Here is an 11637-nt window from a genome sequence, read left to right as displayed (position 1 = left end):
TATCGCCGCGCCGACCTTTCGCGGACCTTCGTGCTTGTTGGTGCGCTGTTGCTTACGGCGGTCTCAACGGGCGCTGTTGCGCGCGAGTTTGGTATGCCCGATCCCCAGAACGAGAGGCATTTGATCGACGCGTTCCATTCCCGCCGGCTCGGCGCGGAGGAAGCCCTCGAACATATCAAGACCGGCGCGGCCGGCCTCAACCGTACCATCGTTGCATTGATCGGGGCGACGACGCCGCTATTGATCACCCGTCTTCGTGGAGTGGAATGAATTTGACCGGCGCACGGCAACAACAGCGAGCAGCGGAACGGCAGGCGAGCTTCGCCGCGCGCGGCCGTTTTCGCGTCGTGCAGTGGCTGCGCGCAGTGCCGATCCGCTGGCGCATCCTGTCGATCGCGGGATTGAACTCCGCCGTCGTCGTGGTGCTCGCCGTATTGATCTGGAACGGCGCCAAGGTGCTGGGCTCGGCCTGGGACGACGTCCGGCAGGTGCGCGAGTCCGACAAGATCCTGGCGCTGCTGGAAAGCGAAACCAGCCGGCTGCAGAACCTGATCCATCGCTACATCAACCAGCCGAGCCCCGACCTGTTCGCCGAGATCCTGCTGCTGCGGGAAGCGGTGCTCGGCACGCTGACCACGCGCGCCGCGAACGACCCTATGCTGTCAGGATCGGTCGAGCGGCTCGAACACGTCACCGACCGTTTCCTCAACGGCTTCGGCGAATTGCGCGCCGTGCAGGCCACCATCACCAAGACCTATGAGCAGCAGGTGCTGGGGCCGGCCCGGGAGATGGCCGGGCTGTATTCGATCATCGAGGGCGCCACCGGGCATCGCGATGCGCAGATCTGGCCGGCACTCGGGAAATCCCGCGAGGCGTTCACGGCCATGCTGGTCGCCACCAACGCCTATTATCTGTCGCGCGCCTCGACCTCCGCCGAGGACGCCCGCAGGAACACCGAGACGATCGAGAACACCATCCCCGCGATGGCTGACCTCGCCGACAACGACCTGCAACGCATGGCGCTGACGCGGCTGAAGGCACGAACGGTGGCGCTGCGCGAGGGAATGGCCAAGCTGACCGAGCAGCTCACGATCCGGACCGAGCTGTTGCGCAACACCATCGATGCCAGCCAGGCCGAGGCCATCGGCGTCATCGACGAGTTGTCGGTCAAGATGCGCCAGCGCGAGCAGAAGGCGCAGGAGACATTCGACAAGACGTTGTCGGGCATCTCGCGCCGGGTGCTGTCGATCGCCGTGATGTTCCTCGGCATCATCCTGTCCGCCGGCGTCCTGATCGCGCTCTCGATCCGCCTGCCGCTGCAGCAGATCCTGCGGGCGATGCATGCGATCACCTCGGGCAATTACGATCGCCGGGTGCAGGGCACCACCGCCCGGGACGAGGTCGGCGCCATGGCGCGCGCGGTGGACGTCTTCCGCGAAAACGCCATCGCCAAGCGCAAGACCGAGGACGAGCTGCGCGCCTCGAAGGAAAGGGCCGAAAGCGCGCTGATCGAGCTCAACACCGCGCAGCAGAACCTGATCGACGCCGAACGGCTGGCGGCGCTCGGCGGACTGGTCGCCGGCGTCGCCCATGAGGTGAACAACCCGATCGGCATCAGCCTGACGGTGGCGTCGAGCTTTGCGCGCCGGGCTGAAACGTTCGAGCAGGAATTGCGCACCGAGCCGCTGCGCCGCTCCAAGCTCGACGAATTCGTCAAGTCCTCGCGCGACGCGGCAGGGCAACTGGTGGCGAACCTGCACCGCGCCGGCGAGCTGATCCAGTCGTTCAAGCAGGTGGCGGTGGACCGCTCGCACGCCGAGCGCCGGCAATTCAACCTCAGCGAGGCCACCGACCAGATCGTCGCCAGCCTGAAACCGGTGCTGAAGAAGGCCGCGATCACGCTGTCGGTCGACGTGCCGGAAGGGCTTTTCATCGACGGCTATCCCGGCTCCTACGGCCAGATATTAACCAATCTTTTCCTCAACGCCGCCAATCATGCCTTTGCCGACGGCCGGTCCGGGGCGATCACGATCTCGGCGCGGGCGCGCGGCAGCGACGATGTCGAGATCATTTTTGCCGACAACGGGGCCGGAATGACGCCGGACGTACAGCGGCAGGCATTCGACCCCTTCTTTACGACGCGCCGCAACGAAGGCGGTACCGGGCTGGGCTTGCATATCGTCTATAATCTTGTCACTCAACAGCTCGGCGGCAGGATGATGCTGGAGTCAAGGCTGGGACAAGGCACCACATTTCGCATTATCATGCCCAAAGTCGCCCGGGGCGAACCCACGATTTCAGACCAGACAGCAGCCGACGGAACTCCTCAATGGCCGAACAGGACGATGTCCTCCACCTGATCGACGATACCGGGACCGTTCCGGAGGACTCGTCCGCGCGCAAATGGAAGATCGCGGTCATCGACGACGATGCCGCGGTGCACGAGGGCACCCGCTTTGCGCTGAGCGACTACAATCTCCACGGCGCGACGCTGGAAATCCTGTCGGCCTATTCCGCGGCCGAAGGCCGCACCTTGATGCGCAACAATCCCGACGTCGCAGCCGTGCTGCTCGACGTCATCATGGAAACCGACGTCGCGGGCCTCGACCTCGTCGAGTACATCCGCAACGAGCTCAAGAACGAAACCGTCCGCATCATCCTGCGCACCGGCCAGCCGGGACAAGCGCCCGAGCGCCGCGTCATCGTCCAGTACGACATCAACGACTACAAGGCCAAGACGGAGCTCACGGCCGACAAGCTGTTCACCTCGCTCACCGCCGCGCTGCGCAGCTACCAGCAGCTCGAGCGCATGGTGCAGACCAGGCGCGGACTTGAAATCATCATCGACGCCGCCTCGACGCTCTACGACTTCAAATCGATGCAGCGGCTTGCGGAAGGCGTGCTGACGCAGCTCGCCTCGCTGCTCAACGTCGACTGCGCCGGCATCCTGGTGCTGCGCGACGACGGCGCCGCGGGGAGCGAATTCTCGGTGCTGGCGGGGTCGGGCTGCTACAGCCGTTTCATCGGGACGACAAGCTCCAAGGCGCTCGATCCGGATTTGCGGCAAATGGTGGAAGCCGCCTTCCAGCGCCGCAAGAACGAATTCGCCGATCATCGCAGCGTGCTTTATCTGCGCACCGGCTCTGGCCGCGAAGTGGTGGTGTTGCTGCAGGCCGAGCGCCAGCTCTCCGACACCGACCGCGCGCTGGTCGAGATTTTCTCCAGCCGGCTGTCGATCGCGTTCGACAACGTCATCCTCTACCGGCAACTGCACGAAGCCAATACCCAGCTCGAGGACCGCGTCGCCCAGCGCACCCGCGCGCTGATGCAGGCCAACCGACGGCTGTCGGCGCAGTGGCTGCGGCTGCAGCGCGCCAATGGCTTCAAGAACGAGATTCTCGGCACCGTTGCGCACGATTTGAAGAATCCGCTCGGCGTGATCCTGGGCCGCACCGAAATGCTAACCGAACTGATCGGCGCCGGCTCGCCCAAGGAGAACGTCACCGCCCAGGTCGAGCATATCAGGGACGCCACCAAGCGCCTGACCTCGATGGTCGACCATTTGATTTCGGATGCGATGGCGGACGCCTTCGACATCACGATCCGCCGCGAACCGGTCGATATCGCGGCGCTCGTTGCCGAGGTCACCGATTCGAACCTGCCTTCGGCGATCAACAAGCAGCAGTCCATCGCCGTGTCGGCGCCGCCGAACTTCGTCACCATGTGCGACGCCGACCGGATTCGCGAGGCGATCGACAACCTCGTCAGCAACGCCATCAAATATTCCCCGATCGGCGGCAAGATCACGGTAGGCGTCACCCATGGCAGCGACACCGTCATCCGTATTACCGATCAGGGCGCCGGATTGTCTCCGGAAGATCTCGGCCGGCTGTTCGGCCGGTTCCAGCGGCTCTCGGCCAAGCCGACGGCCGGGGAAAGCTCGACCGGCCTCGGCCTGTCGATCGTCAAACGTATCATCGACATGCATGGCGGCCATGTGACCGCGGAAAGCGCCGGCCCCGGACAGGGATCGACATTTACCGTTACACTGCCTGCGACAGAGACGACATGACCCAGAGCCCGCACATCATCATCGTCGACGACGAGGCACCGGCCCGCGAGATGGTCGGTGATTACCTCAAGATGCACGGTTTTGGCGTCACGCTGTGCGACGGCGGCAAAAGTCTGCGCAGCGTGATCGAGACCAACGTGCCCGACCTCGTCGTGCTCGACCTCAACATGCCCGAGGAAGACGGGCTTTCGATCATTCGCGACCTGAAGAGCCGCATCAACGTTCCCGTCATCATGCTGACGGCGACGGCGAGCCCGATCGACCGCGTCGTCGGCCTCGAACTCGGCGCCGACGACTACATCGCAAAGCCCTGCGAGCTGCGCGAGCTGATGGCGCGTATCCGTTCAGTGCTTCGCCGCAGCACGCCGGCCAAGGCGGCGGCAGCACCAGCGGCTGCGGCTGCGGCTGCCAAGGCAGAGAAAGAACAGCTGGTGCGGTTCGGCACCAAATGGCTCGACCTCGAAGCCCAGGCGCTGCGCGACGACGAAGGCAACGAGCATCCGCTGACGGCGTCCGAATTCGGCCTGTTGAAAGTGTTCGCGGCGAATCCGAAGCGGGTGCTGTCGCGCGAGCGGCTGCTGGAGCTGGCCAATGCGCGCGACGCCGAAGCGTTCGACCGCGCCGTCGATCTGCGCATCATGCGCATCCGGCGCAAGATCGAGATCGACCCGACCAAGCCCGCGGTGATCCGCACCATCCGAGGCGGCGGCTATCTGTTCTCGCCAACGGGCGAGAAGGGTTAGATCTTCGCCGTCGTCCCTGCCTAGTGCGCAATTGCGCACGGGCGCAGGGACCCATACGCCGCGGCTGTCATATTGACACGCTGTGGTAGACGTCCCTTCCAGACAACAACGTGCTGTGGTTATGGGTCCTTGCGTTCGCAGGGACGACAACACGTTTGTGCGCACGCGGAACGAATCCGCATCTGAAACCATCCAATTTTCCGCATATTGAAATTACTGGCCTTTTGGTCCCGAATGTTTCGTCGCAGGCCCTGCGACGAAACAATTCTCTTCTGCACGAAACCATTTTACCCCTTTGGAGCAGACATCCCGAAACCGAGCCTAATTAACAATCCTCCCAACGAAACGCCTGTTGGCGTCGGAATTGGGAGCCTGTCATGTCGAACGTCATCGCCATCAACGCCGCAGCCAAGAAGTCGATTGCCGACGCCAGGGCGACATCCGACGAAATGCTGCTGCAGAGTATTGCCAAGGGCGACCGCACGGCGATGCATGTGCTTTATTCCCGCCATAACGTCCGGGTTTACCGCTTCGTGCTGCGCATGGTGCGCGATACCACGATGGCCGAAGACCTCGTCAGCCAGGTGTTCCTCGACGTGTGGCGGACCGCCAGCCAGTTCGAGGGCCGCTCGCAGGTTTCGACCTGGCTGCTGTCGATTGCCCGCTTCAAGGCGCTGACCGCGCTGCGTCAGCGCAAGCATGAGGACATCGAGCAGGAAGACGTGCTGGAAATCGCCGATGAGGCCGATACCCCGGAAGCCTCGCTCGACCGCAGCAACACCAGCGCGATCCTGCGCGCCTGCGTCGCCAAGCTGTCGCCGGCCCATCGCGAGATCATCAATCTGGTCTACTACCACGAGAAGTCGGTGGAAGAGGCCGGCGCGATCATCGGTATTCCCCAAAGCACGGTGAAGACCCGGATGTTCTACGCCCGTAAACAATTGGCCGAGTTGCTTAAGGGCGCCGGCGTAGACAGCCTCGCGGCATAAAGCGACGTTAATTCAATGAGTTGAACTGGTATCGGGAACGAAAAACGGGTTGATTTCGACGGACAAAGATTACCTCCGACGAAACAAATGAAACAATCGGCGACATCACCCGGAAAAACTCAGCCCCTATACCTTTGCTCAACAACGCAACGCCAACGCCGAACAGGAGAGCGAACATGCTGAAGCCGTCCTTCCGCCTTTTCATCGTCCCGCTCGGCGCCGTCGCGACGCTCGCCACCCTGTCGGCCCAGAACGTCCAGCCCCGCGCCCAGCGCGACAGCGGTTCGACATTCGTGCGTGAACAGGTGGTGGACTGCGGCACCAAGAGTCCCAAGGAGGTCTGCGTGATCTCCTACGACAGCGAGACCCCCCGCTGAATTTCTACATCTAACCTCCCAAGTGACCTCCAACGACCCGGCCGGGATGCCCCCCAGCCGGGTCGCTCTGCTTTTGGGAGTTTTCGAATGCAATCTTGCCGAGAGTTACCGGCCGCGAATAGTCTGCCGTCATGGATGGCAACCATGTCGAGCAACCGGAAATACAATTGGAAGAGGAGAAGCCAGATTGGGCTCGGCTGCTCTTGATGGCTGGCAGCATCGCATTTCTCGTCTGGGAAACTGCCGACCTGATTGCAAAAGGCTACCCGCCGGCGACAGGCGATAGCGCCCGATTTTTGATCGTTCTCTTCGTCTGCGGCTTTCTGGTTCTATCCAGTCTCTTTGAAAGCAATCTACGCTGGATCATTCGAAGCCATGAAATACAGATCGATGAAAGCTGGATCTACGACCGCCATCAGGTCCAGTGGATACGACCTGGAGATATAGCCAAAATCACAATTGCGAGCGTGTCGGATGAAGGCCCCGACCTCTTCTACATCCGGATATGGCTGACCTCGGGGCAAGATGTGCAGTCTCCATGCCTGCGTGATGGCCAGCGGGCGAACGAACTGAAGGTTGAAATTGCAAGACGACTGGGCGTTGCGAACGCGTGACCTTTTCGGCAAACTTTTAACGGGCAGCCTGAAATCAGACTACTCTCGCTTGCCGTAATTCAGCCGCACGCTTTGCTGCTTGACGTGACCAAGCCGGTCGTGATGTTTGCCGCTGACAATGGATGTTGCGGCAAACGAGAATGAAGTCAGGTTACGCGGGGGTACCTCGCGCAACGAGCGGCTCGTTTACGCGGGTTTTGCTGTATTTCTGTGTTTGTTCGCCATACCAGGCCTTGTGGCCTTGGCGGATGGTAAATGGCCGGGCATCGCCGCACTCTTTGCGCTGCTAATCGGATGCCTCATGCTTGGCGCCGCCGTTCTTGGCCGCAACGTCGTCTGGATTGTTACGCCAGACGGAATCCTGATCGGCGAACAGCGTCCGTTCGGGCAATTGCACAGTAGATTGATCAGAAACGACGAAATATCGGAGATGCATCTCCGAAAGGATAGTGCCAATCCAACCAAGTTCAGCGTTGCGTTCAAGATCGGATCGGAAGATGTAGTCATCTCGCCGCCTCTGCCGGACATCACCAAGGTGCACGAAACCACCGTCCGAATTGCCCGGTTGCTTCAACTTCCCGATCCCGAACCAGCCGACAACCCGCTCGACGCCATCAATGCCGAGATACGATTGGGTGAGCCGGTCCATCCCAGAAGGGGTCGAGGACACAGGGTTCTCGTCGTGCTGCTCGCCTGCGTACTGAGTTTTCCGTTCGTCCACGCTCTCTGGAACGGAGAATTGTCTGCCCTCGGGGTCTCGGTCTGGTCGCTCGGCGTGATCGTGGCCGTTGTACTGTTCAGATATGCCCCCCGAATGGGCGGTACATTCTGGATCGTCCACGATGGCGGAATCCGGGTTGAACGGCTTTCATTGAATAACGCGGTAGAGGTGCACACGATCGGTGGTCGTGATGTCGAGGCGATCGACATCGAGGACGGCTCTGAAGACGGCTCCGACGTCATCGCGATCAGGCTTCACACCGGGACCAAAATCCGAAGCCCGAGACTGGCTGGCAAGGATCAGGCCCAAGCGCTGCGGGCCGAGATCATCCGCCGGCTGCGATTGAATCCATCCAGTGCCGGATAGCTTGCCGCATTTCAGCCGTACACTTTGCCACTTGATGTGACCGCAGCAGTCGTGATGCTTGCCGCCGGCGATGGATGCTGTGTCAAACGAGAATGAAGTCAGGTTACGCAAGGGCACGTCGCTCAATGAGCGGCTCGTTCTCGCAGGCATTGCCGCAATTTTGTGTTTGATCGCCCTGCCAGGCCTCGCTCACCTTGCAAACGACCAATGGCTCGGCATCGCCGCCCTGTTTGCGTTGCTGTTCGGGTGCCTGCTGCTGAGCGCCGCGCTCTTTGATCGCAACGTCGTCTGGATCATTACGCCAGGCGAAATCCTGATCGGCGAACAGCGTCCATTCGGGAAATTGCACCGAAGATTGATCAGGGACGACGAAATAGCCGGGATGCGTCTGCGAAAGAGCATCGGCAAATCAGTGGAGTTCGCCCTCGTAGTCGAGACCGAATCGGGGGATACGCTCACCTCACCTCCGCTGCCTGATGTCACCCAGGTGCAAAAAACCACTTTGCAAATCGCCTGGCTGCTTCAGTTGGCTGCTCCCGAATTAGCCGAGAACCCGCTCGACGCCGCCAATCCCCGGATACGACTGGGTAAGCCGATCAGTTCCAAGCGCGTCCGGGCCTACAGGGCTCTCGTCGTGCTGTTCGCCTGCTCGCTGAGCCTTCCATTCATCTATGCGCTCTGGAGCGGCAAATTGTCCACCCTTGGAATTGCCGTCTGGTCGCTCGGCGCGATCATGGCCTTCGTGCTGATCAGGTATCTCTATCGGACCAGTGCATTCTGGATTGTCCGCGACGGCGCCATCAGGTTTGAACGGCTGTCGTTGAAGGGTACTATAGAGACGGATACGGTCGGCGGTGACGATGTCGAGCGCATCGACATCGGAAGCGGCGGCCGGAGGGGCAGCCACTACGTCATCGCGATCCGGCTCCGCACCGGGAGGAAGATCCGCAGTCCAGTGCTGGTCGGCAAGGAGCAGACCCGAGCCGTGCGGGCAGAGATCGCCCGGCGACTGGCACTGAATCCATCGGCTGCCGGATAGGGTTGCACGTCTGTTCCGCGCGGCACGCAGGTATAATCGTCGCATCGGGCGTGGTAAGGTACACGCCTGGTTCGGGCGCAATTTTCGAAAACTCTGGTTCGGTTTTTCGAGATTGCGCCCGACGAAACTGCGACAGGTGGTGCCGATGTTCGAAGGCTGGGATGCGGTCGTATTGGCCCGGGCGCAGTTTGCTTTCACGATGTCGTTCCACATCATATTCCCCGCCTTTTCGATCGGGCTCGCCAGCTATCTCGCCGTGCTCGAAGCACTCTGGCTGTGGACCGGGCGCGAGGTCTTCATCAACCTGTTCAACTACTGGCTAAAAATCTTTGCCGTCGCCTTCGGCATGGGCGTGGTGTCGGGTATCGTGATGTCCTACCAGTTCGGCACCAACTGGTCGGCCTTTTCCGACAAGACCGGCCCGGTGATCGGCCCGTTGATGGCCTATGAGGTTTTGACCGCGTTCTTCCTCGAGGCAGGCTTCCTCGGCGTGATGCTGTTCGGCCTGCAGCGCGTCGGGCCAAAGCTGCATTTTCTGGCGACGCTGATGGTCGCGATCGGCACGTTGATTTCGGCGTTCTGGATTCTGTCCGCCAATTCCTGGATGCAGACGCCGACGGGCCACGCCGTCAATGCCGACGGGCAGTTCATCGCCGCCGACTGGCTCAAAGTGATCTTCAACCCGTCATTCCCCTACCGTCTCGTGCACATGGTGCTGGCGGCCTATCTGACCACCGCGCTGGTGGTCGGCGCGGTCGGCGCATATCACCTGCTGCGCGACCGCCATCTTGCGGGGCCCCGCGTGATGTTTTCGATGGCAATGTGGATGGCCACGTTAGTGGCGCCGATCCAGATCCTCGCCGGTGACCAGCACGGGCTCAACACGCTGGAGCATCAGCCGGTGAAGATCATGGCGATGGAAGGCCATTTCCAGAGCCATAAGGACGGCGCGCCCCTGATCCTGTTCGGCCTGCCCAACCAGAGCGCCGGCAGGGTCGACTATGCGATCGAAGTGCCGAAGCTGGGATCGGTGATCCTCAAGCACTCGCCGGACGCGCCGATGGCCGGCCTCGACACGGTGCCGCGTGAAAACTGGCCGCCGGTGGCGATCACGTTCTGGTCGTTCCGGATCATGGTCGGCATGGGATTGCTCATGCTGGCGCTCGGCCTGTTCAGCCTGCTGATGCGCGTGCAGGGCAAGCTCTACGATTCCCGGCTGCTGCACATGTTCGCGGTCGCGATGGCGCCCTCAGGCTTCATCGCCGTGCTCGCGGGCTGGATCACCACCGAGACCGGACGCCAGCCGTTCACGGTTTATGGATTGCTGCGCACAGTTGACTCGGCCTCGCCGCTGGCAGCGCCCGCGGTCGCCTCCTCGCTGATCGCCTTCATCATCGTCTACTTCGCCGTCTTCACAGCCGGCGTGATCTATCTGCTGCGCCTGATGGCGGCCCCGCCGCATCCCGGCGAAGAGGGACCCTCGCACGACGTCCCGATCCGCTCGGCGGGCATTACGCCCGCGGCAGGCGCGGCTGCCGAGGGAGTCGCCCGATGATCCCGATCGATCTTCCCATCATCTGGGCCTTCATCATCGCCTTTGCCGTGTTCGTCTACGTCGTGATGGACGGCTTCGATCTCGGTCTCGGCATCCTGTTCCCGCTCTTCCCCGAGAAAAGAGATCGCGACGTCATCATGAACAGCGTCGCCCCGGTCTGGGACGGCAACGAAACCTGGCTCGTTCTTGGCGGCGGCGGCCTGATGGCCGCGTTCCCGCTGGCCTATGCGGTGCTGATGCCGGCGCTCTACACGCCGATGATCGCGATGCTTCTCGGGCTGGTGTTCCGCGGCGTCGCCTTCGAATTCCGTTGGCGCACGACGGCCCAGCGTAACCGCTGGGACATCGCCTTTTTCGGCGGATCGCTTTTGGCGACGCTGGCGCAGGGAATCGCACTCGGCGCCATCCTGCAAGGCGTGCATGTCGAAGGCCGAAGCTATGCCGGCGGCTGGTGGGACTGGCTGACGCCGTTCAGCATCCTGACCGGTGTGTCGCTGGTGGTTGGCTATGCGCTGTTAGGCGCGACATGGCTTGTCATGAAGACGGAAGGCGAGTTGCGCGACCGCGCCTATCACCTGAGCTGGGTCCTGTTGCTCGCGATGCTCGGGACCATCGCCGCGGTCAGCATCGCGACGCCGTTCCTCCATATACAGTACACCGAGCGCTGGTTCGCCTGGCCGAACGTCCTCATGACGGCACAGGTACCGATTTCGGTTGCTGTAGTCACCGCCCTGCTGCTGCGCAGCCTTGCCAGGAAATACGACTACCAGCCGTTCTTCCTGACACTGGCGCTGTTCGCGCTGTCCTATGCCGGGCTCGGCATCAGCATGTATCCCTATATCGTGCCGCAGAGCATCACGATCTGGCAGGCGGCGGCGCCGGCAAACAGCCAGATCTTCATGCTGTTCGGCGTCGCCGGGCTGATCCCGCTGATCCTTGGCTATACCGCCTGGGCCTATTGGGTGTTTCGCGGCAAGGTCAAGCCTGAGAGCGGATACCATTGATGCCGACGGAGCCGAAGCCTCGCCCGCTGCCGCAGCGCCTGCTGTGGTTCGTCGCACTTTGGATGGGCGGCGTCGGCACTGTGGCGCTGATTTCGTTTTGCCTGCGGCTGTGGATCGCGCCGAAATAAGGCAGCCGGGACATCCCATGAATTGGGCA

General features: G+C 62.0%; 12 protein-coding genes. All 12 read left to right on the top strand.

Annotated elements, in window-relative coordinates:
• Positions 1-93 precede the first annotated feature (93 nt).
• The 12 genes from IVB05_RS02435 to IVB05_RS02380 all read left to right on the top strand — a co-directional run bounded on the left by IVB05_RS02435 (position 94) and on the right by IVB05_RS02380 (position 11608).
• Positions 94-270 (top strand): hypothetical protein, encoded by a 177-nt coding sequence (locus tag IVB05_RS02435; protein WP_247782855.1) that lies wholly within the window; start codon positions 94-96, stop codon positions 268-270.
• Positions 267-2360: an ATP-binding protein gene (locus IVB05_RS02430; RefSeq protein ID WP_247782854.1), complete on the top strand. Its 2094-nt coding sequence runs from the start codon at positions 267-269 to the stop codon at positions 2358-2360. The genes IVB05_RS02435 and IVB05_RS02430 overlap by 4 nt, the downstream gene beginning before the upstream one ends.
• Positions 2330-4072: a DUF3369 domain-containing protein gene (locus tag IVB05_RS02425; protein WP_247782853.1), complete on the top strand. Its 1743-nt coding sequence runs from the start codon at positions 2330-2332 to the stop codon at positions 4070-4072. The genes IVB05_RS02430 and IVB05_RS02425 overlap by 31 nt, the downstream gene beginning before the upstream one ends.
• On the top strand, positions 4069-4815 hold the full coding sequence (locus IVB05_RS02420; protein WP_247782852.1) for a response regulator: 747 nt from the start codon (positions 4069-4071) through the stop codon (positions 4813-4815). The genes IVB05_RS02425 and IVB05_RS02420 overlap by 4 nt, the downstream gene beginning before the upstream one ends.
• 377 nt (positions 4816-5192) lie before the next feature.
• A complete protein-coding gene (locus IVB05_RS02415) occupies positions 5193-5804 on the top strand; it encodes a sigma-70 family RNA polymerase sigma factor (RefSeq protein WP_247782851.1) in 612 nt (203 codons plus the stop codon).
• A 176-nt stretch (positions 5805-5980) separates the two neighbouring features.
• Entirely contained in the window at positions 5981-6181 is a 201-nt protein-coding gene (locus IVB05_RS02410) for a hypothetical protein (RefSeq protein WP_247782850.1), read from the top strand.
• Between the two features lie 131 nt (positions 6182-6312).
• Positions 6313-6795: a hypothetical protein gene (locus IVB05_RS02405; protein ID WP_247782849.1), complete on the top strand. Its 483-nt coding sequence runs from the start codon at positions 6313-6315 to the stop codon at positions 6793-6795.
• 118 nt (positions 6796-6913) lie between these two features.
• On the top strand, positions 6914-7882 hold the full coding sequence (locus IVB05_RS02400; RefSeq protein WP_247782848.1) for a hypothetical protein: 969 nt from the start codon (positions 6914-6916) through the stop codon (positions 7880-7882).
• A gap of 58 nt (positions 7883-7940) precedes the next feature.
• Positions 7941-8921, top strand: coding sequence for a hypothetical protein (locus IVB05_RS02395; protein WP_247782847.1), 981 nt, complete (start codon positions 7941-7943; stop codon positions 8919-8921).
• A 145-nt stretch (positions 8922-9066) separates the two neighbouring features.
• Positions 9067-10476: a cytochrome ubiquinol oxidase subunit I gene (locus tag IVB05_RS02390; protein WP_247782846.1), complete on the top strand. Its 1410-nt coding sequence runs from the start codon at positions 9067-9069 to the stop codon at positions 10474-10476.
• Positions 10473-11480: a cytochrome d ubiquinol oxidase subunit II gene (gene cydB / locus IVB05_RS02385; RefSeq protein WP_276578738.1), complete on the top strand. Its 1008-nt coding sequence runs from the start codon at positions 10473-10475 to the stop codon at positions 11478-11480. The genes IVB05_RS02390 and cydB overlap by 4 nt, the downstream gene beginning before the upstream one ends.
• Complete coding sequence (locus tag IVB05_RS02380; protein ID WP_247782845.1) at positions 11480-11608, top strand: DUF2474 domain-containing protein; 129 nt, start codon at positions 11480-11482, stop codon at positions 11606-11608. The genes cydB and IVB05_RS02380 overlap by 1 nt, the downstream gene beginning before the upstream one ends.
• The last annotated feature ends 29 nt before the right edge of the window (positions 11609-11637 follow it).

The organism is Bradyrhizobium sp. 170, assembly GCF_023101085.1.
GTDB lineage: Bacteria > Pseudomonadota > Alphaproteobacteria > Rhizobiales > Xanthobacteraceae > Bradyrhizobium.
The sequence above is the reverse complement of the archived record's forward strand: the minus strand, read 5'-3'. Positions and strand labels throughout refer to the sequence as shown.

Bases quoted from the DNA above. Each gene is read 5' to 3' on its own strand.
- IVB05_RS02435 (WP_247782855.1), top strand. From the start codon at position 94: ATGCCCGATCCCCAGAACGAGAGGCATTTGATCGACGCGTTCCATTCC.
- IVB05_RS02430 (WP_247782854.1), top strand. From the start codon at position 267: ATGAATTTGACCGGCGCACGGCAACAACAGCGAGCAGCGGAACGGCAG.
- IVB05_RS02425 (WP_247782853.1), top strand. From the start codon at position 2,330: ATGGCCGAACAGGACGATGTCCTCCACCTGATCGACGATACCGGGACC.
- IVB05_RS02420 (WP_247782852.1), top strand. From the start codon at position 4,069: ATGACCCAGAGCCCGCACATCATCATCGTCGACGACGAGGCACCGGCC.
- IVB05_RS02415 (WP_247782851.1), top strand. From the start codon at position 5,193: ATGTCGAACGTCATCGCCATCAACGCCGCAGCCAAGAAGTCGATTGCC.
- IVB05_RS02410 (WP_247782850.1), top strand. From the start codon at position 5,981: ATGCTGAAGCCGTCCTTCCGCCTTTTCATCGTCCCGCTCGGCGCCGTC.
- IVB05_RS02405 (WP_247782849.1), top strand. From the start codon at position 6,313: ATGGATGGCAACCATGTCGAGCAACCGGAAATACAATTGGAAGAGGAG.
- IVB05_RS02400 (WP_247782848.1), top strand. From the start codon at position 6,914: ATGGATGTTGCGGCAAACGAGAATGAAGTCAGGTTACGCGGGGGTACC.
- IVB05_RS02390 (WP_247782846.1), top strand. From the start codon at position 9,067: ATGTTCGAAGGCTGGGATGCGGTCGTATTGGCCCGGGCGCAGTTTGCT.
- cydB (WP_276578738.1), top strand. From the start codon at position 10,473: ATGATCCCGATCGATCTTCCCATCATCTGGGCCTTCATCATCGCCTTT.
- IVB05_RS02380 (WP_247782845.1), top strand. From the start codon at position 11,480: ATGCCGACGGAGCCGAAGCCTCGCCCGCTGCCGCAGCGCCTGCTGTGG.